Source organism: Porphyrobacter sp. ULC335, from assembly GCF_025917005.1.
Lineage (GTDB): Bacteria > Pseudomonadota > Alphaproteobacteria > Sphingomonadales > Sphingomonadaceae > Erythrobacter.
The window spans coordinates 746,476-769,704 of sequence record NZ_CP078091.1; the positions used below are offsets into that span (position 1 = coordinate 746,476).

Consider the following 23,229-nt stretch of genomic DNA (forward strand, 5'->3'; position numbering starts at 1 on the left):
GCCTCCCGCGGGATATTGCCGCTCTGGGTTCCCGCTTTCGCGGGAATGACAGACGTTATGCATTGGCCGCCCATTCGCGCAGCATGTGCTTGGCGATCTGAAGCTGGAGGATCTGCGTCGTGCCTTCGTAGATGCGGTAGATGCGCGCATCGCGGAAGAAGCGTTCGGCGTCATATTCGGCGAGATAGCCCGCGCCGCCATAGATCTGCACCACGCGGTCGACCACCCGGCCGCACATCTCGGACGCGAAGACCTTGAAGGCGGCGGCCTTGACCAGGATGTTCTCCCCCCGGTCGGCGCGGGCGGTGACATCGGCCATCATCGCTTCGGCGGCGTAGATTTCGATCTCGCTGTCGGCGAGCATCGCCTGGATCAGCTGGAAATTGGCGATCGGCTCTCCGAAGGCCTTGCGTTCGTTGGCGTAGCGCAGCGCCGAATCGAGCGCGCGGCGGGCATAGCCGGTCGCCGCTGCGCCTACGGAGATGCGCCCGTTGTCGAGGCTCTTCATCGCGAAGACGAAGCCCTTGCCGGTCTCCCCGCCCAACAGCGCGTCACCGGGCACGCGCACGTCATCAAGCATGATGTCCGAGATGTGCGAGCCGCTCTGGCCCATCTTCTTGTCGGGCGAACCGCGCGAGACGCCCGCGCTGTTCATCGGCACGATGAAGGCGGAAACGTGCGCGTTCTTGGGCAGCGCCTCCTTGCTGGTGCGCGCCATGATCAGCGCGACATCGGCATGGGGGGCGTTGGTGATGTAACGCTTGGTCCCGTTGAGGATCCAGCCATTGCCGTCCGGATCAGGGACGGCGGTGGTCTGCAGACCGGCGCTGTCGCTCCCCGAGCCGGGTTCGGTCAAGCCGAAGCAGGCGATCCGCCCTTCCGCGATTCTCGGGTACCATTCGGCCTTCTGGGCTTCGGTCGCGCCGTTCTTCAGCGCGCTCGCGAACATGCCGACATTGATCGAGAAGATCGACCGATAAGCGGGCGCGGCATAGGCCATGATGTTCACGACGCGGGCATATTGCGTCATGTTGAGCCCTGCGCCGCCGTATTCCTCCGGCACGGACAGGCCGAACAACCCCATCTCGCGCATTTCCTTGAGGATGTCCTCGGGGATGCGGTCTTCGGCGATCACCTGCGGTTCGGCCGGGATCAGACGCTCGCGGACATAGCGGGTGAGCTGCTCGGCAAACTGCTCGAAGGTGTCCTCGTCCATGCCGGCATTGAGCGGGGCGGCGAGGCTGGTGGGGGCATTCATGATCGGCTTCGTCCTTGAACGGGAAAGAAGTTTGGCGAGGGCCGGTTAATTGCGCCGGGGCGCTGCGTCGCCTGTCATTTCGGCGGGCGCACCGGAGCCTTGCGGTGCGGGTGCGGTGGCCGCGTCAGTCGGCAGAGCCTCGGGGGGCAGCTGACGCTCGTCGAGCATTGAAGCCGCGTCCTCCAGCGCCTTGGCCTCGCCGGGACTGACCCCGCCGGGCGCGCTTGCCCCTTCATCCCCGCAGGCGGCGAGGGCGAGGGGCAAGGCCAAAGCGGCGGCGAGCGGCAGGCGCGGCATCGCAGGCGCCGGCTTACTCGGCGGGTTCTTCGGCGGCGGCAGCCGCTTCCGCCGCGACACCGGCCGCGGCATCGCCCGCTGCCGTGGCGGACGCCTCGGGCACAGCGGCCTCGGGCGCATCGGTGGCGGTGGCGGACGGATCGGCGACTGGCGCTTCGGTCACCGGGGCAAGCGCGCTGTCAGCGGGCATTTCGACCGTGTCGGCGCTCGCTTCGGTCGAGGCGTCATCGGCGCTGCCGCAAGCGGCCAGCGCCAGCGAGGCGGCGGACAGGGCGGCAAGGGTGGTCAGCTTGCGCATGGTAGGGGGTCTCTCCTCTCGAGTGGCTCCGGAAACGGCGCGCGGCGCCGCCCGGTTCGCAGCAGGGTGTAGCGAAGGCTTGGCCCCGCCGCCAAGTGCCAAATGGGCACACCCGCTGCACAAGCGATGTTGGCGCAGGCGGCGCGTGATATTGTCACGCGCATGATCAACACCATCTCGCTCCCGCCCGTCCGCATGATTGCGCTGATTGCCGCCGCCGTCGTCCCGGTCACGATCGCCAGCGCACAGCCGGTGCCCGGCGCCTTCACCGTGGTCGAGACGGGACGCAGCTATGGCGACTTGCAGCAGGCGGTGAATGCCGTCGGCAACGCCCGCGCCACGATCCGCATCGCGCCCGGCACCTATCGCCAGTGCGCGGTGCAGGAACAGGGCGTGATTGTCTATGAAGCTGCCGAGCCGGGTACGGTCACCCTTGCGGGCCGATCCTGCGAAGGCAAGGCGGCGCTGGTGCTGCGCGGCACGGGCGCGGAGATCCGCGGCCTCACCTTCAGCAACCTGCGCGTCGCGGACGGCAACGGCGCGGGCATCCGGCTCGAGAAAGGCGCGCTCAACGTCGCTTATGCGCGTTTCGAGAACAGTCAGCAGGGCATCCTGACCGCCGATGATCCCGGCAGCCGTATCTACATCACCCGTTCGACCTTCACCGGGCTTGGCACTTGCGAGAACTCTGCCGGGTGCGCGCATTCGATTTACATCGGCAACTATGGCTCGCTGACCGTGCGCGAAAGCCGGTTCGAGCGCGGGATGGGCGGTCACTACGTCAAGGGGCGCGCGGCCAATGTGACCATCGAGAACAACAGCTTCGACGATGCGAACGGCAAGGGCACAAATTACATGATAGACCTGCCCGCCGGCAGCGTCGGCCGGATCGCGGACAACTGGTTCGTGCAGGGCCGCGACAAGGAGAACTATTCGGCCTTCATCGCCTTGGGCGCGGAAGACCTGCTCCACCCCTCGGACGGGCTGCAGGTCGAAAACAACGAAGCCCGCTTCGTCCCCGGCCTGTCGCGCAGCAGCGTGTTCCTTGCCGACTGGTCCGGCTCGCGGATCGTGATGAAGGGCAACACGATTGCGGCCGGCATCAAGCCGTACGAGCAGCGCTAAAGCAGCAAATGCCCCGACCGGTCGCGCTTGGTCGCCAGATAGCGGGCGTTGTGGGGGTTTTCGGGGAGCTGGTGCGGCACGCGTTCGCTGACCGTGATTCCGGCTGCGGATAGCGCCTCGACCTTGGCCGGATTGTTGGTCAGCAGCCGGATCGTCCGCGCGCCGAGCAGCTCCAGCATCCGCGCCGCCACCGGGAAGTCGCGCGCTTCGTCAGGCAGGCCGAGCCGCTGGTTGGCCTCCACGGTGTCGAAGCCCTGATCCTGCAAACGATAGGCGCGCAGCTTGTTGACGAGCCCGATCCCGCGTCCCTCCTGCCGCATATAGAGCAGTACGCCCCAGCCGCCGGAATCGCGCGCTTCATGCGCCATCGCGTGGAGCGCGGCATCCAGTTGCGGGCCGCAGTCGCATTTGAGGCTGCCGAGGATGTCGCCGGTGAGGCACTCGGAATGGAGCCGGACGAGCGGCTGGCGGTCACCCGTCTGCTTGCCGATGATCAGCGCGACATGCTCGCGCAGGTCGGCGGCGGAGCGGAAGGCGACAATCTCGGCATCCTCGCAAGCCGAGACGGGCAGACGCGCCCGGGTGACGATGCGCAAGGCACCGGCATCGGCATAGGCGGCAAGGTCGGACACGGCGACCGGCTGCGCTTCGCCCGCATCGTCCGGATCGACGAGGAAGGCGGGGAGGATTCCGGCAATCCGGGCCAGTTCGAGCGCGGCGGCGGCGGTTTCGGCCCAGTCGAGGCTCACCGCCTTGAACGGGCCCTTGAGCGGATTGCCCAGATCGAGCGCCGGGTCGGCGACCGGCAGGGCATCGCGCAGGGTGAAGGCCTCCCCGCCCGCAATCAGCACGGGGGCGTGGGGAACGGCAGCTTCGCGCTGGTTGGCGAGTTTCAGCGTGGCGGCGCGCGCGGCGGAGATCAGCATCCGGGGCGCGCTTGCCCCTTGCGCGATGGCGGTTTCGACCGGCAGCAGGGTCGGCCCCCCTTCGAATGCCAGCGGCCAGCCATGCCGCAGCGCATCCACCGCCTGCGCGGCCCGGCGGGACGGAGAAGGCGTTTCGCTCAGAGGTCGAACTCCGTGATCAGTGGTACGTGGTCGGAGGGCTGCGTCCAGGCGCGCGCATCTTCGAGCACGCGGTGCGCGGTCGCCTGCTTGGCCAATTCGGGCGAGGCCCACATGTGGTCAAGCCGGCGGCCCTTGTCGTTCTCCTGCCAAGCCGGATTGCGATAGCTCCACCAGCTGTAATAGCGGCCCGGATGCGGCACGTGTTCGCGGCCGATATCGACCCAGCCATGCGCGTCGCGGAACTTGCCCAGCGTCTCGACCTCGATCGGCGTGTGGCTGACGACCTTCAACAGCTGCTTGTGGCTCCACACGTCGCTTTCCAGCGGGGCAATGTTGAAATCGCCGACGATCAGCGTGGGCCGGTCGAGCGTGTCCGCCCACTTGGTCATCCGCCCGAGAAAGTCGAGCTTCTGTCCGAACTTTGTGTTCACCTCGCGGTCGGGCACATCGCCGCCTGCGGGGACATAGACATTCTCGACCAGAAGATCCTTGCCCAGCACCTCGACCCCGATGTGCCGCGCTTCGCCATTGTCCTGCCAGTCGTGGCGGGTCACCTCGCGGATCGGCACGCGGCTGATGGTGGCGACGCCGTGGTAGCCCTTCTGCCCGCTCACCGCCTGATAGGTGTAACCGAGATTCGCCAGCGCCTCGGCCGGGAACAGGTGGCTCTCGCACTTGATTTCCTGCAGGCACAGGATGTCAGGCGCGGCTTCGGAGAGCAGCTTTTCGATGAGGCCCACGCGCAGGCGCGCGGAGTTGATGTTCCAGGTGGCAACAGACAGCATGGAGGCGGACTTACGGCGTCATCCGCCAAGTTTCTACCTTTGACTTTGGTGCCGAATTGGCGCGTGGCGCATCTGGGGTCGTGCAGGATCGGTCGCGCAGCGACCGCAAGGCCGACCGGCCGCCCGCAGCGACGCGACCTTCAGGTCGCATGAGCGAGGATCTCGCATCGCGAAGGGGCTGTGAAACACAAAACCCAAAAAACCAAAAACCCCCGACCCGGGGGCGATGGGTCGAGGGTTCCATGGAGCGTTCGTCACGCTTGTACAAGGCAGGCCCTTGGTGAAGGGTGGGCAACAGGGGGGAAACCTCCCTTCGAACCGCCTTGTTGAGAATGATTAGCCGATTCCGCCTTTCATTCACATGAACACGCGTGAAATCTTGTCGTTTCTATACAACCGTTCGTCGGACGTCCGTTCACCCCGGACGACGAGTCGAGCGGCGCGGATCCTTGAACGTGAATGTGCTGTCCGGAACGCTCACGCCGTAGCGCTGGTTGGACAATTGCACGCGGGTGCGGTTGTTCTGCGCGTCGAGAGCGACCCAGTGGGTGAGCTGCAAGCCGCCCGGCGCCGAGGCATTCTTGACGAAGATCATGGTGATCATCCCGAATTCGGGCTTCTTGGGATCGCGCACTTCGACGCTGAACACGTCCTTGTTCCCGGTCGCCACCATCTTGCCGTAGCGTTTCACGTCCTTTTCGGGATCGAACAGCGCGCCCAGTGGCGAATTGCCGATCGGCCAGCGTTCGACCTGGCTGACCTCGTAATCGACCACGAACAGCGACTTGCCGTTGGAGATGACGAGGAAATCGGCGTCCTTGCCGTAATCGAAGCGGATCTTGCCGGGGCGCTTCAGGGTCATCACGCCGCGCAGGGTGTTGCCCTGCCGGTCGGTCTGGGTGAAGTCGGCCTTCATGGTCGAGATGGCGCGCAGCGCGCCGACCACCTTGTCGAGATCGCCAGCCGATTGCGCCGCAGCGGGCGGGGTCAACGGCAAAGGGTTGCCGGGCGCAAGGCCAAGCGCCAGCGCACCGGCCCCAAGGCCGAGCAGCAGCGTGCGAACAGGAGAGATGGGTGTTTTCATGCCGAGGCGGTTAAGGCGGCCGGCTTGAACTGTCGATGAATTATCGCGCCCGTCCCGCAGGGACAGGCGCTGGAAGCCGATCTTACTTGATCTTGGCTTCCTTGAACTCGACATGCTTGCGCGCGACGGGATCATATTTCCGGAAGCTCATCTTCTCGGTGATGTTGCGCGGGTTCTTCTTGGTCACGTAGAAGAAGCCGGTGCCCTCGCTCGAGACGAGGCGGATCTTGACGGTGGTGGGCTTCGCCATGGCGGTATCCTGTCAAATGGGTCGGCCCGGCGGGTGCTTCACGCAGGGCTAAAAAAGCAAATAGCGGCGCACCCGGAAGGTCCGGCACACCGCCACACGGGCGCGCCATTCGCCGATTCACGGGGAAAAGTCAAGGCGAGGTTGGGGGCGGGCTACCAGTCCGAACTGCTGGGCTTGCCGCGATTGGCCTTCACCGTGCCGCGCACCTTCTTGACCTTGAGCCGTTCTGTCTTGCCGACGCGGTTGAGGCGGGTTTTGGCGCGGCGCTTGGGTTCGGTCTGGGCCTCTTCCAGCAGAGCGGCCAGCTTGGCCCGCGCGTCGGTACGGTTGGCTTCCTGGGTGCGGTGCGCCTTGGAATTGATGATGAGATCGCCGTTGCCCGCCAGCTTCGCGCCCGCCAGCGTCCGCAGCCGCGCGAATACGGGCGGCGACAGGCGCAGCGCGTAGATGTTGACGCGCAACTCCACCTCGGTGGCGACCTTGTTGGCGTTCTGCCCGCCCGGGCCGGAACCGGCGAGGAAGCTTTCGCTCGCCAGCCGGATCGCGCGGGCGCTTAACGGTTCAGGGGCATCCTCATCCATCTTTCGCCCCGCCATCCTTCGCCCCTAGAGCGAGGAAATCGGCAGGCAGGGCTGCGCGCGCTTCGATCGGCGACTTGCCGGGGCGGGTGACCGAGAGGCTCTCGGCATGCAGCATCGTGCGCTTGGCCCCCGGCGCGTTGCCCGCGCCATAGACGGGATCGCCCAGCAGCGGAGCGCCAAGGCCCGCCAGCGCATGGATGCGCAGCTGATGGGTGCGGCCGGTTTCGGGGCGGAAGCGGATCAGGCTGTTCGGCCCCAGTTCCTCGACCAGTTCCCAATGCGAGACCGCGGGCTTTCCCTTCTTCGCCGGGATCATCCGCCAGCCCTTTTCGGCCGAGCTGATCTTGGTGAGGGAGAGTTCGATCGTTCCCGATTCGCCCGGCGGACGACCGGCGAGGATCGCAAGATAGGTCTTGCCCACCAGCCGGTCTTCGAACGCCTTGTTGAAGCGCGCCAGCGCCTTGGGATTGCGGGCGAGCAGCAGGCAGCCCGAGGTATCGGTATCGAGCCGGTGCACCGCCACGGGCGGCCGCTGAAAGCCGAGCTTCAGCCGCTCCAGGTGGTCTTCGAGGCAGATGCCGCCCTTGCGCGGCCGGTCGACCGCCATCCCGGACGGCTTGTCGATCACCAGCGCTTCGCCGTCTTCGTAGAGGATTTTGATGTCAGCCATGGGGCCCGATAGCGGCTTGCTGCGCGATTGTCGAAGGGGGCTTCAGACCAACTGCGCCCGCATCATCCCGCGCAGGGCATTGCCGATCCAGAAGCCGCCCGCGAGCGTCTCCAGCGTCAGCTCCGCCTCGCGCGCCTTGCCCTCGGCGATCAGATGTTCGCGCAGCACGCCGGGTAGGAGGCCGAGCGCAAGGGGCGGTGTCAGCAGCACGCCGTCCGGCCCGTCGGCAAAGATGCTCGTCCAGCTGCCCTCGGTCACGAGGCCAACCCCGCGCACCAGCACCGCCTCGTCCGCGCCGAAGCTGCGGGCGGCGGCCAGCGCATCCTCGTAAAAGCCCCGGTCCGATGTCTTGTGCGCCAGCCGCCAGTCCGACGGGTCGAGCGGATGGGGCAGGGCGGCAACCTTCGCCGGCTCGGGCAACAGCGCGGGCAGCGGCGCGGTTTCCAGCGCACTCGCCCCGCTGCGTGCCACCAGCAGCCGCACCCGGGCGGGGGCATCGAGTTCAAAGCACAGCGCCTGGATCTGGTTGCGCAGGGCATGGCGATCGAAAGTGAAGCCCAGTGCGGCGGCGCTCGCCTTCATCCGCGCGAGGTGCAGTTCCAGCAGCGCGATCCCGCTTTCGGGTTCGAACCGCATGGTCTCGATCAGGTCGCAGACCGGCGCGGTGAGACCGGGGGCGGCGCGGCGCAGGAAGCCTGCCTTGACCTCGCATTCGCGCCGTTCGGCCAGCGGCTCGCTATCGGCGACAATCGCCGATCCGATGCCGAGCAGCGCGCTGCCCTGCCCGTTTTCGATGGGGGTGAGGCGCAGCGTGCGGATCGCGACATTGAAGGCGGCGTTGCCGTCAGCATCGATCCGGCCGATGGCGCCGCAGTAAGGCCCGCGCGCATCACGTTCGACATCGACCAGCAGTTCCATCGCGCGGATCTTGGGCGCGCCGGTGATCGATCCGCAGGGGAACAGCGCCCGCACCAGATCCATCGCGCCCTTGCCGGGGCTGAGGCGCGCGCGGACGGTCGAGACCATCTGGTGCACCGTCGGATAGCTCTCGACCGCGAAAGGCGCATCGACATGGACGCTCCCCGCTTCGGCCACGCGCGACAGGTCGTTGCGCATCAGGTCGACGATCATCAGGTTCTCGGCCCGATCTTTCACCGAGGTGGCGAGGTCTTCAGCCAGCGCCGCGTCAGCCGCAGGTTCCGGGCTGCGGGGGCGGGTGCCCTTCATCGGCTTGACCTTGGCCTCGGCCCCATTGAGCGCCACGAACAGCTCGGGCGAAAAGCTCAGCAGCCAGTGCGATCCGTCGAAGATCAGCCCGCCATATCCCGCCGCCGCCGCATCGCGCAGCGCGGCATAGAGCCCCACCGGATCGCCGCGGAATGATCCGGCCAGCGGATAGGTGAGGTTCGCCTGATAGATGTCGCCCGCGTGGATCGCCTCGCGCAAGGTGGCGAAGGCTGCGGCATAGCCACCGGGGGAGAGCTGCGGCTCCATCGGGCCGAGCGTGCCGGGGCCATCCGAACGGTCGGCCAGCCAGGCGGGGACATCGGCCGCCGCGATCCTGCGGGGAGTATCGAACAGCCCGAGCCACACCAGCGGCCCTGCCGCCCCGCTGCGCGCCGCCGCCAGTGCTGCCAGCTTCGGTTCCAGCGCCAGCCCTGCCTCATATGCGATATAGCCCGCCAGCGACCCGCCATCGGCCACCCGCGCAGCTTCCGCTGCGGCGAGGACGGCGTCCACTTCGTCGGGCCGGTGCGCGACGAACAGCGCGCGCGGTGCTTCGTAAAGCAGCGCATCGGCCCCGCCTTCTCCGGCGCGGGCATCGTCGAGCAGGACAAATGGCGTAGGCTGACCCATGCGGTGCAGCCATACCGCAAATGCCGCGCAAGTCGAGAACTTGACCGCTGCGGGCGGCCCCTGCACATCAGGGTCAAGTATTGTAAAATCGGGGATCACGAATGGGCGAGCAAGCGGGCGATATCTATCTTGGGCTGGGCGCGGATGGATCGCGGCAGGCGTTGGCGCTCAGCCGATCGAATCGCCACGGGCTGATCGCCGGGGCGACCGGCACCGGCAAGACCGTGACCCTCCAGGGCATCGCCGAGAGCTTCTCCGCTGCCGGGGTGCCGGTGTTCGTCGCCGATGTGAAGGGCGACCTTTCGGGCATCGCCATGCCGGGTTCGCCCACTTTCAAGCACGCCGACAAGCTGGAGAGCCGCGCCAAGGAACTCGGCATCACCGATTATACCTATGCGGATAATCCGGTGATTTTCTGGGATCTTTACGGCGAACAGGGCCACCCGATCCGCACCACGGTGTCGGAGATGGGACCGCTGCTGCTGTCTCGTCTGCTCGATCTGAACGAGACGCAGGAAGGCGTCCTCCAGATCATCTTCCGCTACGCCGACGAGAACGGCCTGCTGCTGCTCGACTTCGCCGATCTGTCGGCACTGCTGGCTTGGGCGAACGAGAATTCGGCTGAATTGTCAGGGAAATACGGCAATGTCACCAAGCCTTCGGTCGGATCGATCCAGCGGCAATTGCTTTCGTTCGAGGCGCAGGGGGCAGACCATTTCTTCGGCGAGCCGGCGCTGGAGATTGGCGATTTCCTGAAAGTGGACGATCAGGGGCGCGGCTATGTGAATGTGCTGGCTGCCGACAAGCTGATGCGCAGTCCGAAGCTTTATGCCACCTTCCTGCTGTGGCTGCTGGCGGAACTGTTTGAATCGCTTCCCGAAGTCGGCGATCCCGAAAAGCCGAAGCTGGTGTTCTTCTTTGACGAGGCGCACCTGCTGTTCGACGATGCGCCCAAGGCGCTGCAGGACACGATCGAGAATGTGGTGCGCCTGATCCGTTCCAAGGGCGTGGGCGTGTTCTTCGTCACCCAGAATCCGATTGATATTCCTGAAGAAGTCGCGGGCCAGCTGGGCAACCGGGTGCAGCACGCGCTGCGCGCCTTCACCCCGCGGGACCAGCGCGCGATCAAGGCGGCGGCGGAGACTTTCCGGGTCAATCCCAAGCTTGATGTCGAGAGCGCGATCACCGAGCTGAAGGTCGGCGAAGCGCTGGTCTCGACGCTGGATGAAGACGGCGCGCCGACCGTGGTGGAGCGCACCTTGATCAAGCCGCCGCGGTCGCGCCTTGGGCCGGTGACGCCCAAGGAACGCGCTATTATTCAGTCGATTAGCCCGCTCGAAGGCAAGTACGATACCCGCGCCGACCGCGAGAGCGCCGCCGAAGTTCTCGCCACTAAGGCCGCCGATGCCGCGGCCACCGCGCAGGAAGTGGCCGAAAAGGGCGTCGAGGAAGTCGCCAAGCGCGAACGCAAGACGCCCTCGGCATGGGAGAAGGCCGGCAAGAGCGCCCTGACCGCGGCGGGCGGGTCACTGGCCTCGATGGCGGTGGCGATGGTGCTCGGCAAGAAATCGGGTGCCGATCCGATCAAGACCGGAGCGACGGCCTTTGTCCGCAACCTGATCGGCGGCCTGATGCGCTGATCTGCGGGCCCGAATGTTTCACATGAAACATCCGGGCTAGCGGGGTCTAAGGGGGGGCTAGAGGGGATCTAGCCGGGGTCTAGCCGGGGTCTGACCTTGCCAAACCCCGCACTGGACCGGCTCAAGCTTCGGCTGGCGCGACCATGCAATAGGCGTTGAGCTTGTTGCCATCGGGATCGCGGAAATAGCCCGCGTAGAAGCCGTCATTTCCGCGCGGGCCGGGCGCGCCTTCGCAGGTGCCGCCGTGGGCGATTGCCGTGTCGTAGACCGCGTGGACCGCATCGGGGGTCTTCACCTCCAGCGCAACCATCACCCCGTTGCCGACCGTGGCGGGTGCCCCATCGAAAGGTAAAGTCGCCGCGATTCCCGGCGCGCCGCCCCATTCGCCCCAGGCGATGAAGGCTTCGGTATCCATCATCCGCCCCACGCCGAACTGCGCGGCCAGCGCGTCATAGAAGGCCGCAGCGCGCGGCAGATCATTGGTGCCCAGAGTGACGTAACCGATCATCGTGTTTCTCCCGTTTGAAGCGAATCATGTGAGAGAACATTACAGGAACATTTGGGCGCTAACAAGTTGTCATGGGCGCACGACATCGGCCCGCCACCGGACGGGCCGCGAGCGCACGCGCGCGAGCCGCAGGCGATCCGGCGCGAAGCGACGGAAACTCGCCGAGGACGTGTCCGCGGAGGCGGGCACGCAAACAAGAAAGCTGGGTCCCGGATCAAGCACGGGGCGACGATACTAGAGTGGCTGCGTTTCCCGCTCCACCCATGCCAGATCCTCGCCCGCAAGCCTCGGCGAAAGCAGCGCGCGCACTTGCGCGTGATAGCCATCCACCCACGCCACTTCCTCGGCGGTCAGCAGCGCCTTTTCGATCAGCTTGCGATCCAGCGGCACGAAGGTCAGCGTCTCGAAGCCGAGATAGCGGCCTTCCATCCCGGCGATTGTGCGCTCTTCCACCAGCACGAGGTTCTCGATCCGGATGCCGAAGGCGCCTTGCTTGTAATAGCCCGGCTCGTTGGAGAGGATCATGCCCGCGAACAGCTCCTGCCCCGTCCCGGCCTGCCCGCCCGCAGGCTTGGCAATGCGCTGCGGGCCTTCGTGCACGGCGAGCACGCTGCCCACCCCGTGGCCGGTGCCGTGGGCGTAATCGACCCCCGCTTCCCAGAGATATTGCCGCGCCAGCACATCGAGCTGGCCGCCCGCCGTGCCTTGCGGGAACACCGCGCGGGCAAGCTGGATATGGCCTTTCAACACGCGGGTATTGCGATCCCGCATCTCGGCAGAAGGCTCACCCGGCCCCACCCACACGGTGCGGGTGATGTCGGTGGTGCCGCCCGGATATTGCCCGCCCGAATCCACGAGGTAGATCGAGGACGGCGGGATCGGGATATTGCTGTCCTCGTCCACCTTGTAATGCGGCAGTGCGGCGTGGCCGGCAGCGGCGGAGATGGTGTCGAAGCTGAGATCGCTGAGGCCGGGATCTTCCTCGCGGAAGGCCTGAAGCTTCGCCGCGGCGGAAAGTTCATCCACCCCGCCCTTGGGCGCTTCGATCTCCAGCCAGCGCAGGAACTTCGACACCGCCGCGCCGTCGCGCGCCTGCGCGTCGCGGTGGCCTTGTTGTTCGGCGGGGTTCTTGATCGCCTTGGCAAGGATCGTCGGATCCTGCTTGAAGGCGAACTGCGCCCCGCCCGCGCGCAAGGCTTGCGCGATGCCGACCACGGCGAAATCGGGATCGATCGCCACGCTCTTGCCCGCAAAGCCGGCAAGCGCGCCTTCAAACGCCGTACGGTCGCGGATCGTCACCGCATTGCCGAGGTGGCGGGTGAGTTCCGGCGTCACCTTCTCGGGCGCGATGAACAGTTCGGCGCTGCCGTCCTTGTGCGCGATCACATAGGACAGGGCGACCGGCGTATGCGCCACGTCCGCGCCGCGGATGTTGAGCAGCCATGCGACCGAATCGAGCGCGGGGATCACCACCGCATCATGACCTTCCCTGATCAGCCAATCGGCCACCGCAGCGCGCTTGTCCGCCGAGGAACGGCCTGCCATCGCCTCGTCATGGGCAATCGCCACCGCTGGCGAGGGCGCGGGCTGATCGGCCCATACCGCGTCGAGCGGATTGCTGGCCGCAGGCACCAGTGTAATGCCCTTGGGCGCGACTGTCTTTTCCAGCGCCTCCACCCAGGCCCAGGTGTGGAGCCAGGGATCATAGGCGATTGTCGCGCCGCTTTCGCACACTTCGGCAAGCCAGCCTGACAGCGTGTCGGTGGGGACGCTCTTGTAATCGAACAGGTTCCCGTCGACCTGTTCGCGCACCTGCACGGTGTAGCGCCCGTCCACGAAGATCGCCGCGTGGTCGAGCGTCACCGCCGCAAAGCCCGCCGATCCGCCAAAGCCGGTCAGCCACGCGAGGCGCTGGGCATAGTCGCCGACATATTCGCTCATGTGTTCATCGCTGATCGGGATGACGAAGCCATCCACGCCGCGCCGCTTCAACTCCTCGCGCAGCGCGGCGAGGCGGGCTTCGTGGGTCTGCATCAGCATTTCGTCGATCCTCGGCTTATCGCGCGGAGCACTTGCCGCGCAGGAATGTATCACTAGAACCGCCAACATAGGCCCAAAGGCAGCGCCTTTCCACCCGGATGCGCGACTGCCATCTGCCATAAGGGACGACCGACCATGACCCGACCGATCAGCCACCTGGCCCTTGCCACGTCACTTGCCTTTGGGCTGGCGGCCACCACTTCTGCGCCTGCCGCCGCGAACACCACCACCCGAGAGGAACAGTCCCGCGTGACCACGTCATCCGCCGCTTCCACTGCTGCCAACACTGACATCAAGCCGCCGGTCGCCGAAAAGCGCCCGCACACCTACACGCACCACGGGATCACCATCGAAGACCCCTATGACTGGCTGTACGACAAGTCCTATCCCACGGTGGATGACGAGGATGTGCTGAACCACGTCAAGGCCGAGAACGCCTATTTCGAAGCCAAGATGGCCGCGCAGGCTCCGCTTACCGAAGCGCTGTTCACCGAGATGCGCGCGCGCATCAAGGAAGACGATTCCACCGTGCCGCAGAAGGACGGCGACTACCTCTACTGGAGCGAGTTCGAGGAAGGCGCGCAGTATCGCAAGCATTACCGCAAACCCGTTGCGGGCGGTGAAGCGGAATTGCTGATCGACGAGAACGCGCTCGCCGAAGGGAAGGAATATTTCAGCCTTGGCGCGGCATCGGTCAGCCAGAACGGGCGGTTCCTTGCCTATTCGACCGACACCGACGGGTCCGAACGCTACACCGCGCGGATCAAGGATCTGCAGACCGGCGAGCTGCTGCCCGATATCATCACCAATCTGCGCAGCGATCTCATCTGGGTCGCGAATGATACGGCGCTGGTCTATGGCCCCTCGACCGAGGAATGGCGCACGCTGGAAGCCAAGCTGCACGTGATCGGCACCCCGGCGGAAAGCGACGTCACCCTCTACAAGGAGGCGGACCAGAGCTTCAGCGTCGGCACGGGCCTGACCGCGCAGGAAGACTGGTTGGTGATCGCCGCGGGCGACAACGAGACAAGCGAAGTGCGCCTCGTCCCCGCCGCCAACCCCACCGCAACGCCGATTCTGGTGAAGCCGCGCAAGAAGGGCGTCGAATACAGCGTCGACGTGCGCGACGGCGAGCTGTGGGTGTGGACCAATGACGAACACATCAACTTCCGCCTCGCCAAGGCTGACCTGAAGACGCCGGGTGACTGGCAGACGGTGATCGCGGGGTCGGACGAATTCTATCTGACCGGCTTCGATCTCTACAAGGACTTCTTCGTCACCGAAGGGCGGCTGAACGGGCTCGACCAGATCCAGCTGCGCCAATACGCCGCGCCGTCAAAGGTGACGCCGATCAGCTTCCCCGAACCGAGCTACACGGCGGGCCTTTCCAACAACCCTGAATATGACGTCAGCACGCTGCGGCTCTCCTACCAGAGCATGGTCACGCCGAGCACGGTCTATGACTATGACGTCAAGACCGGCGGGTTGACGACCCTCAAGACGCAGGAAATCCCGAGCGGCTATGACGCCAGCCTCTATGTCACCGAGCGGGTGAGCGTGCAGGCGCGTGACGGGACGATGGTTCCGGTCAGCATCGTGATGCGCAAGGACCGCGCGGCAATCCTGAAGAAGGCCGGGATCGAAGGGCCGGGGCCGCTGCATCTCTATGCCTACGGTGCCTATGGCTATGCGATCCCGCCGGGCTTTTCGACCACGCGGCTGTCGTTGGTGGATCGCGGCTTTGCCTACGCCATCGCGCATATTCGCGGCGGGGATGATCTCGGGCGGCGCTGGTATCTGCAGGGCAAGATGTTCGAACGGACCAACACCTTCAACGACTTCGTGGATGCCGGGCGCGGGTTGATCGCCAAGGGCTACACCGCCGAGGGCATGGTCACCGCCAGCGGCGGTTCGGCCGGCGGCGAGCTGATGGGCGCGATCGTCAATCAGGATCCGGGGCAATACGGCGCGATTGTCGCCCACGTGCCGTTCGTCGATGTGCTGAACACCATGCTCAACGAGAAGCTGCCGCTCACCCCGGGCGAGTGGCAGGAATGGGGCAACCCGATCACCTCGAAGGCATCGTTTGCCTATATGCTGTCCTACTCGCCCTATGATCAGGTCGAGGCGAAGGATTACCCGCCGATGCTGGTGACAGCGGGCCTCAACGATCCGCGCGTGACCTATTGGGAGCCGGCGAAGTGGGTCGCACGCCTGCGCGAGCTCAAGACCGACGACAACCTGCTGCTGATGAAAACCAACATGGGCGCAGGCCACGGCGGGCAATCGGGCCGCTGGAACAGCCTCAAGGAAACCGCGGAGGAATTCGCCTTCATCCTGTGGCAGATGGGGATGGCGCCGAAGAGCGAGGGCGAGTGAGGGCACCCAGTTACGGGCGCGGCCTCGCCATTATCGCGCTGGCGATATTGTCGTTGCCGTTCTTGCTCTTGCTGCTGCTTGAACTGCTCGGTGCCTTGGTGCCGGAATAGTTTTTCCATGACCAACACCTTCACCCGCACCTACACCGCGCTCCCCGAGCACATCGACGAGCTTGGCCACGTCAACAATACGGTGTGGGTGCAGTGGATTCAGGACATGGCGACAGCCCACTGGGACAGCGCCGCTCGCCCGCAGGATCGCGCGGCGTTCTTCTGGGTCGTGGTGCGGCACGAGATCGATTATCGCGGCAATATCGCTCTGGGCGAAAGCGTTACCGCGACGACATGGATTGAAGGGCCGGCGCAAGGAGCCAAGTCGCTCCGCCGGGTCGAGTTCGCGGACGCCGCGGGCAAGCGGCTCGTCAGCGCGGCGACCACCTGGGCGATGATTGATCGCGCCACCGGTCGGCTGGCGCGGGTCCGGCCGGAAGTTCTCGAGGGGTTTTTGTAAGGGTTCGGACCGGCTGGTCTGCGCCCGCACGCAAACTAAGCCGCGCGGTCCTCGCCGTCGCGCCGGCCTTCGGGGGCGGCGGTGAACACGGTGAGGCGTTCATAGGCGAGCCGGTTGCGGCCGCTTGCCTTGGCTTCGTACATCAGCGCATCGGCGCGGGCATAGAACTCGGCGAAGGCCATCTTGTGGCGGTTGGCCTCGTTCACGACCACCACGCCCATGCTGGCGGTGACAGGCAGATCGAGCCCCGGCACTTCCTTGGCAATCCGCATCGGGATCGCCTGCCGCATCGCCTCGGCCCGTTCGAGCGGGCGCGGGCCGCGCAGCAGCACCACAAATTCCTCGCCGCCCAGCCGGACAGCGATCGAATCCCGGTCCCCGGCGGCGCGGATCGCGCTGGCGCAGGCGATCAGCGCGGCGTCGCCGACCTGGTGGCCGTGGAGGTCATTGATCGCCTTGAACCGGTCGAGATCGACAAGCGCGAAGGTGTGGAAGCCCTGCACCAGCAGCTCGTCAAACCGCGCCTCGATCGCGCGGCGGTTCATCAGGCCGGTCAGCGAATCGCGGGTCGAAATCTGTTCCAGCATCTTCGCTTCGGTCAGCGCCGCATCGCGCTCGTGCCGCAGCGCCAGGAAGCGGTCGGCAATCGCAAGGCTGATCACCACCACCTCGATACCGATGGCGACATACATCATCTGGTCGAGGCTGGAGGGGCCGACATGCCAGCCGAGTCCGCGCAGCAGGCGTTCGATCGAAGTGATGATGATCGGCAACCACGCGACCGCGATGAACCGCGCCGAACGGCTGCCGCGCAACACTGCTTCAAGCACCGCCGCGCTCATCACGGCGATGCACGGCAGGAAGGTAAGGAAGTAACCGACATCGTCGATCGGCTGCGTCAGATCGAGCTGCAAGGCGAAGAACCCGGGCACGATCATGGTGAACCAACCGGTTGCCACGGTAACCCGCCGCATCAACCGCGACTGCGCCCCGCGTTCCAGGAACGCGTTCAGGAACAGCGCGGAAATCCCCGCGCCCAGCGCCCAGGAAAGCGGCGCGAGCACCGCCATCAGCGCGATCGGCATGTTGAGGAAGGCCGATGCCAGTCCGCCCGCCGTCAGCACATAGGTCATCATTGCGGTGACCATCGCCGCGTGCAGCACCACGAAGCGTTCGCGCAGCACCACGAAGAAGCTGATGTCGAACAGCAGCGGCAGGATCAGCATCCCCGCGACAAAGGCGAGCAGCATCATGTCGACCTGCGACCATTCGGCCTTGCCCGGATCATGGGTGATCCGCGCTTCGGTCAGCAGCGGCACCGAATGCGGTGCCTCGATCCGGGCGAGCACGACTGTGGTCTTGTCGGTGATTTCGGGCAGCGGCATCCGGAAGACCGGGCCAGAGGGGAACGCTTCGCCATCGGCCTGGGTCAGGCGGCGCGTGCGGGTCTCGCCGTCGGCATCGATGGCGTGGAAGGTGATCGATGTGAACCGCGCAATGCGGCTGAAGAAATGCTGCGGGAGCTTCTCGCCCTGCCAGCTTTCGGCCTCGAACCGCAGCCACACCGCAGGCACATCGGAGCGCCATTCATTGTTGTCGCAGGTCCATTGCGCGCGCGGCTGCATCGCGCGCACGCCGGGAGTCAACCCGGTCGCCGAATGGCACGCAGGTGCGAAGGTGGGCACTGTATGGTCGTCAGCCATTGCCGGGCGGGCAACGCATAACGCCAGCAGCACAGCGACCATGCCAAGCCGGTAGAAGAGGCGCATAAATGCCATGTCGGGGGGACTACCATGAAAGCTCTTACGATGCTGTTAAGCTGGAAGCATCCGTTATGGAGATAAAATGACGGTCTTTCAGGCTCTTGCCTCTAATGCGATTTTGCCGGTTCAGTCTCGACGGCACTCGTGCTGCGGCTGTCGGAGTTAAGTCATATTGCTGTCATGAAAGGGGGCTAGCGGGCATGCATAGGGGCGCGCTTCCTTGCGCTTATCGGGGTTTTTCATGGCATACCGCTTCACTGCTTCTCTCAAGACCGGCGCCGCTCTGGCGCTTGCCGCTTCGACTCTTGCTGCCTGCGACAGCAGCGGCGGATCGGACGCGCAGTCCGTCCACGCTGTCGGCTCGTCGACGGTCTATCCCTTCGCCAAGCTGGTCGCGGAAAACTTCGCCCGCTCGAACCCGGACATGCGCTCGCCGCTGATCGAATCCACCGGCACGGGCAACGGCATCCAGCTGTTCTGTTCGGGCGTCGGCCCCAACACTCCGGACATGGTCAACGCCTCGCGCCGCATGAAGGCGTCGGAATTCGATACCTGCGTGTCGAACAAGGTCGACGAGGTGATCGAACTCCAGGTCGGGCTCGACGGGATCGTGTTCGCCTCGGCCAAGGGCGGAATCATGCTGAACCTCTCGCCCGAGACGGTTTACAAGGCGCTGGCCGCGCAGCCCTATGGCAAGCCGCAGACCGCCAAGACCTGGAAGGATGTCGATCCGGCGCTCCCCGCCGATCCGATCCTCGTTTACGGCCCGCCCAGCACCTCGGGCACGCGCGATGCGCTCAAGGAACTGATCCTCGAAGCCGGGTGCAAGGCCGATCCGGCGATGAAGGCGCTCAAGGACAGCGACGAGGACAAGTACAAGCAGATCTGCACCGAAGTGCGCGATGACGGCGCCTATGTCGACCAGAGCGAGCAGGACAACCTCGTCGTCCAGAAGATAGAAGGCAACCCGCGCGTGGTGGGCATCTTCGGCTATTCCTACCTCGAAGAGAACCTCGACAAGGTGCAGGGCCTGCCGATGAACGGCGTCCAGCCGACCTACGAGAACATCGCCGGCTTCTCCTACCCCGGTGCGCGGCCGCTGTATGTCTACATCAAGAAGGCGCACATGCGCGCGATCCCCGGTCTCGATGCCTACATGAACGAATGGGTGAAAAGCTGGGGCAAGGGCGGCCCGCTCGCCAAGATCGGCATGGTCGCCATGACGCCCGAATCGATGACGGCCAACGCCGCCAAGGTGCAGAGCCAGCCGGTGCTGACCAAGGCGGAACTCGAAGCCAAGTAACATATTGATCGGATTACAGAGCGCAGGGTGGATGGCATCGCTGTCCACCCTGCGTTTTTGTATCTGCGCGGATCGGACCACATGTACTAGTACGGTTGCCGCTGACCGATTGGCGCTATAGGTTCCGGTTATGAGCGCCCGCAAAATCGCCCAATGGCATGATGCCGGCCTGATCGACGCCGCCACGCGTGATCGTCTGCTTGCCTATGAAACCGCTCACGCGCGCCCGCTGGTGCTGTGGGCGATATCGGGCATTGGCGCGCTGGCGATCGGGCTGGGGCTGGTTTCCGTCATTGCCGCCAACTGGGAGGACATTCCCGGCCTGCTGCGGCTTGCCGTGCACCTGGCGCTGATCGCCGGGATGCTGGGTGTGCTGTGGTGGCGCGAAGCGCGGCTGGCAGAGGATTCGCCGTGGTCGGTCGAGGCGCTGGTGTTCGTCACCGCAGCGTTGGGCCTGACGTTCTTCGGGCATCTCGGGCAGGTCTATCAGACATCTTCGCCGCTGTGGCAGCCGCTCGCCGTGTGGCTTGCGCTGTTCGCGCCGCTGTTGCTGCTGATGGGGCGCAGCTGGCCCACCGCGCTGGCGGTGCTGGGCGGGGCGGTGTGGTGCGCGTGGGAATATGTCGATGCCGTCACCGGTTACAACGTGACGCCCGAGCCTGATTTCGACAGCCTGATGATGCGGCTGGGCTTCATCACTGCTCTGCCGGTAATGTTTGCCCCCCTCGCGGCGCTGTGCAGGGAGCGGAGCGCGCGCGCCGATTTCTGGCGGCGGCTCGAACAGCTGGCGCTCGCCTATGCCGTTGCAGGCGCCTCCTTCGCATGCGCTTTCGCGAGCGGCGGCGGCTTCGTCAAAGAGGTTTTGGTGTCGGCTTGGTGGGGCATCGCCGCATGCAGCGCCGTCGCACTGGTCGCAGGCTTTGGTGTGCTGTTTGCGCGCCGCAGCCTGTCAGGGCGGATGGCGGGCGCAATCATCGTCGGTTCGGGCGTGGTCCTGCCGCTCGCTGCCACAGTCAACGAACTGCCTGCCCCCGCCGCCTTGCTATTCATGGCGCTGTGGGCGGGGATTGCCGCCGCCGCGCTGGTCGCCCAGTGGCGCGGGGTGTTCCAGCTTGCCGTCGGCGTGATCGCGCTGCGGCTCATCATCCTCAGCTTCGAACTTGCCGCCGACCTGCTCACCAGCGGTTTCGGACTGATCCTGTCGGGGGTGATGATCCTCGGCGTGGCATGGGTGGCGGTGCGCGTGTCGAAGCGCTTTGCTCCCTCGGGAGAGGCTGAAGCATGATCCGCGCCGCCCGTCTCGCCGCTGCCGTCCTCCCGCTTGTCGGTCTCGCCGCGCTGTGGGCGCAGAGTGACCGCACCTACCACACCGGCACCGAATGGGAGGTTCCGATCGAGGGCTACGACCCGCGCGATTACCTGCGCGGGCACTATGTCGAGTTCAGCTATGACTGGCCGGGGATCGACGAACAAAGAGACAATGATTTCGCGGCGCTATGCCTCGAAGGCCAGGCACCCCGGATCACGCGGGTGGCGGATGTGGAGGCAGGCACCGTCTGCGCCAATCCCCTGCGCGCCGAGGGCGAGCACGTGTATCGGTGGGACGCTCTGACGCGCGGGCGGCTCTATATCGGGCAAGACCGCGCCGCAAAGCTGGAGAAGGAGCTGCGCAATCGTGACCAGCGCGGGATCGTCACCATCCGCCAGCGCGAAGACGGCAGTTTCACGCCGATCAGCATCCGCTTCCGCCCGCTGACGCCCGAGGAAGTTGCCGAGCGTGATGCGCAAGACGCCGAAACCGAGCAGCGTTTCGACCCGCCCGCGATCATGTCCTCTCCCTAGCGGAAATCCTCGCCCGTCGCCGCAATCCGGACCTTGAGCCCGGCCTGATTGATGTTCTGGATTTCGATGCCCGGGTGGGCATTGACCTCGATCACCAGCGGACCTTCGTTGACATCGAGCACGATGTCCGCCCCGCAATAGCCCAGCCCCACGGCAGGCCCGCACTTCGCCGCCAGTTCCAGCACCCGCTCCCAGCCCGGAATCTCGAACCCGATCAGCGGCACGCCGGTATCGGGGTGGTGCGTGATCGGCGTGCCTTTCACCACCGCGCGGGTGATCTTGCCGGTGACCATGTCGATCCCGGCCCCGATGGCGCGCTGATGCAGATTGGCCTTGCCGTCGCTTTCGATCGTCGGCAGCCGCACCATCGCCATCAGCGGGGTGTAATGGAGACTGATGACGCGCAGATCGGGGAGGCCTTCGGGCACGATCTTGGCCAGAGCCGGATCGGCGATGATCAGCGGCTCGATCAGCGCGGCGTCCTCTGCGGCGGAATCGCCCGAAAAGCCGCCATCGACCACCTTCTGGATGTGGTGCATCACCGCGTCCTCGGTCAAAGGCGCGCCCGATCCCTTGTACCAGGTGTTGCCCTCGCGCCGGACGGCGAGGAGAATTCCGTCACCCTGCGATCCGCGCGCGGGTTTGATCGCCCAGGCATCGGGCATGTCGCGGGTCGGCTTGAAACTGCTGAGCTTCTGGTGATCGTCGATCACCGCGACTGTGCCGGTGCAGGCGATCCCCGCCGCTTCCAGCGCAACCTTGGCGGCCACCTTGTCGCGCGCGCGCTCGATGGCGTGGCGCGGATTGTATTTCTGGATCAGGGCATTGCGCAAGTTGATCCCGAGGATCTCGTCGATGTGATCAAGCGGCGGCGGGCGCAGCTTGCTGAGCGCGTCGTATTTGGGCGGTTGCTTGCGAAACAGATTGAACATCTCAAACATCGTCCACCGATTCGATGATCCAGGCATTGTGCTTCAGCGGTCGGCCAGACGCGTCGAAACGAGGCTCGAACTGAGCCTCCTTGTTCGGCATGATCGGCTGCGGAACGCGCCTGCGCCGCCCACGAGCGAAATCAGCAGGAGATTCGATCACCCACATTCCCTGAAGCGGTGGCGCGCGTTCTTTTGCCGCAGCCATGATTGGCGGTTCCAGATCGAGTTCGAACTGATCGGGATTGGTGATACTGCGCGCTTTGCGTCGCCGTTCGAGCCAGATAGGCGCGAAGCGATGGATTTCGGACAGGCGCAGGCCGCGATACCGCCCCAGAACCGCAATCGCGATGGCGGTGGTCGCAGGCATCAGCAGCGGCGACCATTCGATCAGCGCGAGTGCAAAGTCCGAAACCATCACGAATTCGATCACCACCGCCAGCATAAAGGTGTTGAACGCCATCTTCGCTGCCGGCTTGCCGCCGTCCTTGCCCCACTGTTTCCACCACCGCTCAACGCACAGCGCGCAGACGATCACGGGAAAGGCATCGACCTGCAGCTTGATGTCGAAAATCATCTGCATGGCGACCAGCACCAGCACGATCAGCGAGATCAATACGCCGAGAAAGCCCACGCGGGTCATCCGCAGCTTGAGCAGGCTCGGTGTCACGATCATGCCGACCAGCACCGATGAACACAGCACCACGGGCCCCATCACCGGACCGATCTGAAGGAAGGCGACCGCGATCAGCATCGGGGTGAACAGGCCGAACGCCTTCAACCCCACAAAGCTGCGCGCCAGCACCACCAGAAACGCGCCCAGCGGCAGCACCATCAGCAGGTTGGACGGCTTCAGCCCCCAGATCGCCTGCGACGTCGCCACCCCTTCGAGCGACGAGGGAAGCACGAAGTAACTGTCGGTATTGGCAATGCCAAGCCCGACCAGCACCGCCAGCACGAAGCCAACGGTGATGCCGACATAGAACGGCCGCTTGACCTGCGGGGTCGCGCGTTCCCAAGTCTGGCGGAGACGTGCGATCACG

Annotated in this window: 22 protein-coding genes; 7 read left to right on the plus strand and 15 right to left on the minus strand. The window is 65.5% G+C overall.

The annotated features are described in order from the left end of the window. Nucleotides 1-55 precede the first annotated feature (55 nt). From KVF90_RS03675 to KVF90_RS03685, 3 genes are read right to left on the minus strand one after another with little or no spacing between them, the layout of a single operon-like run. Nucleotides 56-1,258, minus strand: coding sequence for an acyl-CoA dehydrogenase family protein (locus KVF90_RS03675; RefSeq protein WP_264393502.1), 1,203 nt, complete (start codon nt 1,256-1,258; stop codon nt 56-58). Nucleotides 1,259-1,303: 45 nt separating this feature from the next. After that, nucleotides 1,304-1,555, minus strand: coding sequence for a hypothetical protein (locus tag KVF90_RS03680; RefSeq protein WP_264393503.1), 252 nt, complete (start codon nt 1,553-1,555; stop codon nt 1,304-1,306). Nucleotides 1,556-1,568: 13 nt separating this feature from the next. Next, nucleotides 1,569-1,853 (minus strand): hypothetical protein, encoded by a 285-nt coding sequence (locus tag KVF90_RS03685; protein ID WP_264393504.1) that lies wholly within the window; start codon nt 1,851-1,853, stop codon nt 1,569-1,571. Nucleotides 1,854-2,048: 195 nt separating this feature from the next. Here KVF90_RS03685 and KVF90_RS03690 point away from each other — a divergent pair, with 195 nt between their 5' ends. Beyond that, the gene (locus KVF90_RS03690) at nt 2,049-2,978 is read left to right on the plus strand and encodes a right-handed parallel beta-helix repeat-containing protein (RefSeq protein ID WP_413677040.1); all 930 of its coding nucleotides are present in this window, start codon (nt 2,049-2,051) and stop codon (nt 2,976-2,978) included. Here KVF90_RS03690 and ribA read toward each other — a convergent pair. The 7 genes from ribA to pabB form a co-directional block, all read right to left on the minus strand. Then, entirely contained in the window at nt 2,975-4,003 is a 1,029-nt protein-coding gene (gene ribA / locus KVF90_RS03695; protein WP_264393506.1) for a GTP cyclohydrolase II, read from the minus strand. The genes KVF90_RS03690 and ribA overlap by 4 nt on opposite strands. 38 nt (nt 4,004-4,041) lie before the next feature. Continuing rightward, nucleotides 4,042-4,830 carry an exodeoxyribonuclease III gene (locus tag KVF90_RS03700; protein WP_264393507.1) on the minus strand — a complete coding sequence of 263 codons (789 nt, stop codon included), beginning with the start codon at nt 4,828-4,830 and terminating at the stop codon, nt 4,042-4,044. A 415-nt stretch (nt 4,831-5,245) separates the two neighbouring features. Then, nucleotides 5,246-5,914 carry a LolA family protein gene (locus KVF90_RS03705; protein WP_264393508.1) on the minus strand — a complete coding sequence of 223 codons (669 nt, stop codon included), beginning with the start codon at nt 5,912-5,914 and terminating at the stop codon, nt 5,246-5,248. Between the two features lie 82 nt (nt 5,915-5,996). Then, on the minus strand, nt 5,997-6,164 hold the full coding sequence (gene rpmG / locus KVF90_RS03710) for a 50S ribosomal protein L33 (RefSeq protein ID WP_017664380.1): 168 nt from the start codon (nt 6,162-6,164) through the stop codon (nt 5,997-5,999). A gap of 152 nt (nt 6,165-6,316) precedes the next feature. Next, nucleotides 6,317-6,745: an alternative ribosome rescue aminoacyl-tRNA hydrolase ArfB gene (gene arfB / locus KVF90_RS03715; protein ID WP_264393509.1), complete on the minus strand. Its 429-nt coding sequence runs from the start codon at nt 6,743-6,745 to the stop codon at nt 6,317-6,319. Continuing rightward, entirely contained in the window at nt 6,738-7,415 is a 678-nt protein-coding gene (locus KVF90_RS03720) for an RluA family pseudouridine synthase (RefSeq protein ID WP_264393510.1), read from the minus strand. The genes arfB and KVF90_RS03720 overlap by 8 nt, the downstream gene beginning before the upstream one ends. A gap of 42 nt (nt 7,416-7,457) precedes the next feature. Further along, complete coding sequence (gene pabB / locus KVF90_RS03725) at nt 7,458-9,272, minus strand: aminodeoxychorismate synthase component I (protein WP_264393511.1); 1,815 nt, start codon at nt 9,270-9,272, stop codon at nt 7,458-7,460. A gap of 101 nt (nt 9,273-9,373) precedes the next feature. On the opposite strand from pabB, the gene KVF90_RS03730 reads away from it, so the two are divergent. Beyond that, complete coding sequence (locus KVF90_RS03730) at nt 9,374-10,912, plus strand: DUF853 domain-containing protein (RefSeq protein WP_264393512.1); 1,539 nt, start codon at nt 9,374-9,376, stop codon at nt 10,910-10,912. A gap of 121 nt (nt 10,913-11,033) precedes the next feature. Here the strand turns inward: KVF90_RS03730 and KVF90_RS03735 are convergent, their stop codons facing one another. Both KVF90_RS03735 and KVF90_RS03740 read right to left on the minus strand, forming a co-directional pair. Continuing rightward, entirely contained in the window at nt 11,034-11,420 is a 387-nt protein-coding gene (locus KVF90_RS03735) for a VOC family protein (RefSeq protein WP_264393513.1), read from the minus strand. 234 nt (nt 11,421-11,654) lie between these two features. Further along, nucleotides 11,655-13,460, minus strand: a complete 1,806-nt coding sequence (locus tag KVF90_RS03740; RefSeq protein ID WP_264393514.1) for an aminopeptidase P family protein — start codon at nt 13,458-13,460, stop codon at nt 11,655-11,657. A 135-nt stretch (nt 13,461-13,595) separates the two neighbouring features. Here KVF90_RS03740 and KVF90_RS03745 point away from each other — a divergent pair, with 135 nt between their 5' ends. After that, nucleotides 13,596-15,839 (plus strand): S9 family peptidase, encoded by a 2,244-nt coding sequence (locus KVF90_RS03745; RefSeq protein ID WP_264393515.1) that lies wholly within the window; start codon nt 13,596-13,598, stop codon nt 15,837-15,839. A 117-nt stretch (nt 15,840-15,956) separates the two neighbouring features. After that, nucleotides 15,957-16,349, plus strand: coding sequence for an acyl-CoA thioesterase (locus tag KVF90_RS03750; RefSeq protein ID WP_264393516.1), 393 nt, complete (start codon nt 15,957-15,959; stop codon nt 16,347-16,349). Between the two features lie 35 nt (nt 16,350-16,384). On the opposite strand, the gene KVF90_RS03755 is transcribed toward KVF90_RS03750, so the two are convergent. Then, nucleotides 16,385-18,127 (minus strand): diguanylate cyclase, encoded by a 1,743-nt coding sequence (locus KVF90_RS03755; protein ID WP_264393517.1) that lies wholly within the window; start codon nt 18,125-18,127, stop codon nt 16,385-16,387. 226 nt (nt 18,128-18,353) lie between these two features. Between KVF90_RS03755 and KVF90_RS03760 the strand changes: the two genes are divergently transcribed. The 3 genes from KVF90_RS03760 (at nt 18,354) to KVF90_RS03770 (ending at nt 21,257) form a co-directional block, all read left to right on the plus strand. After that, nucleotides 18,354-19,415, plus strand: a complete 1,062-nt coding sequence (locus KVF90_RS03760) for a substrate-binding domain-containing protein (RefSeq protein WP_264393518.1) — start codon at nt 18,354-18,356, stop codon at nt 19,413-19,415. 130 nt (nt 19,416-19,545) lie between these two features. Continuing rightward, entirely contained in the window at nt 19,546-20,700 is a 1,155-nt protein-coding gene (locus tag KVF90_RS03765) for a DUF2157 domain-containing protein (RefSeq protein WP_264393519.1), read from the plus strand. Further along, nucleotides 20,697-21,257 carry a GDYXXLXY domain-containing protein gene (locus KVF90_RS03770; RefSeq protein WP_264393520.1) on the plus strand — a complete coding sequence of 187 codons (561 nt, stop codon included), beginning with the start codon at nt 20,697-20,699 and terminating at the stop codon, nt 21,255-21,257. The genes KVF90_RS03765 and KVF90_RS03770 overlap by 4 nt, the downstream gene beginning before the upstream one ends. Here KVF90_RS03770 and KVF90_RS03775 read toward each other — a convergent pair. Both KVF90_RS03775 and KVF90_RS03780 read right to left on the minus strand, forming a co-directional pair. After that, nucleotides 21,254-22,189, minus strand: a complete 936-nt coding sequence (locus KVF90_RS03775; RefSeq protein WP_264393521.1) for a sugar-transfer associated ATP-grasp domain-containing protein — start codon at nt 22,187-22,189, stop codon at nt 21,254-21,256. The genes KVF90_RS03770 and KVF90_RS03775 overlap by 4 nt on opposite strands. A gap of 1 nt (nt 22,190) precedes the next feature. Continuing rightward, nucleotides 22,191-23,228, minus strand: a complete 1,038-nt coding sequence (locus KVF90_RS03780; protein ID WP_264393522.1) for a 7TM domain-containing protein — start codon at nt 23,226-23,228, stop codon at nt 22,191-22,193. Nucleotide 23,229: the final 1 nt, after the last annotated feature.

Excerpts from the sequence above, each read along its gene's own strand:
- KVF90_RS03675 (WP_264393502.1), bottom strand. The coding sequence starts at position 1,258 with ATGAATGCCCCCACCAGCCTCGCCGCCCCGCTCAATGCCGGCATGGAC.
- KVF90_RS03680 (WP_264393503.1), bottom strand. The coding sequence starts at position 1,555 with ATGCCGCGCCTGCCGCTCGCCGCCGCTTTGGCCTTGCCCCTCGCCCTC.
- KVF90_RS03685 (WP_264393504.1), bottom strand. The coding sequence starts at position 1,853 with ATGCGCAAGCTGACCACCCTTGCCGCCCTGTCCGCCGCCTCGCTGGCG.
- KVF90_RS03690 (WP_413677040.1), top strand. The coding sequence starts at position 2,049 with ATGATTGCGCTGATTGCCGCCGCCGTCGTCCCGGTCACGATCGCCAGC.
- KVF90_RS03700 (WP_264393507.1), bottom strand. The coding sequence starts at position 4,830 with ATGCTGTCTGTTGCCACCTGGAACATCAACTCCGCGCGCCTGCGCGTG.
- KVF90_RS03705 (WP_264393508.1), bottom strand. The coding sequence starts at position 5,914 with ATGAAAACACCCATCTCTCCTGTTCGCACGCTGCTGCTCGGCCTTGGG.
- rpmG (WP_017664380.1), bottom strand. The coding sequence starts at position 6,164 with ATGGCGAAGCCCACCACCGTCAAGATCCGCCTCGTCTCGAGCGAGGGC.
- arfB (WP_264393509.1), bottom strand. The coding sequence starts at position 6,745 with ATGGATGAGGATGCCCCTGAACCGTTAAGCGCCCGCGCGATCCGGCTG.
- KVF90_RS03720 (WP_264393510.1), bottom strand. The coding sequence starts at position 7,415 with ATGGCTGACATCAAAATCCTCTACGAAGACGGCGAAGCGCTGGTGATC.
- pabB (WP_264393511.1), bottom strand. The coding sequence starts at position 9,272 with ATGGGTCAGCCTACGCCATTTGTCCTGCTCGACGATGCCCGCGCCGGA.
- KVF90_RS03730 (WP_264393512.1), top strand. The coding sequence starts at position 9,374 with ATGGGCGAGCAAGCGGGCGATATCTATCTTGGGCTGGGCGCGGATGGA.
- KVF90_RS03735 (WP_264393513.1), bottom strand. The coding sequence starts at position 11,420 with ATGATCGGTTACGTCACTCTGGGCACCAATGATCTGCCGCGCGCTGCG.
- KVF90_RS03740 (WP_264393514.1), bottom strand. The coding sequence starts at position 13,460 with ATGCTGATGCAGACCCACGAAGCCCGCCTCGCCGCGCTGCGCGAGGAG.
- KVF90_RS03745 (WP_264393515.1), top strand. The coding sequence starts at position 13,596 with ATGACCCGACCGATCAGCCACCTGGCCCTTGCCACGTCACTTGCCTTT.
- KVF90_RS03750 (WP_264393516.1), top strand. The coding sequence starts at position 15,957 with ATGACCAACACCTTCACCCGCACCTACACCGCGCTCCCCGAGCACATC.
- KVF90_RS03755 (WP_264393517.1), bottom strand. The coding sequence starts at position 18,127 with ATGGCATTTATGCGCCTCTTCTACCGGCTTGGCATGGTCGCTGTGCTG.
- KVF90_RS03760 (WP_264393518.1), top strand. The coding sequence starts at position 18,354 with ATGGCATACCGCTTCACTGCTTCTCTCAAGACCGGCGCCGCTCTGGCG.
- KVF90_RS03765 (WP_264393519.1), top strand. The coding sequence starts at position 19,546 with ATGAGCGCCCGCAAAATCGCCCAATGGCATGATGCCGGCCTGATCGAC.
- KVF90_RS03770 (WP_264393520.1), top strand. The coding sequence starts at position 20,697 with ATGATCCGCGCCGCCCGTCTCGCCGCTGCCGTCCTCCCGCTTGTCGGT.
- KVF90_RS03775 (WP_264393521.1), bottom strand. The coding sequence starts at position 22,189 with ATGTTCAATCTGTTTCGCAAGCAACCGCCCAAATACGACGCGCTCAGC.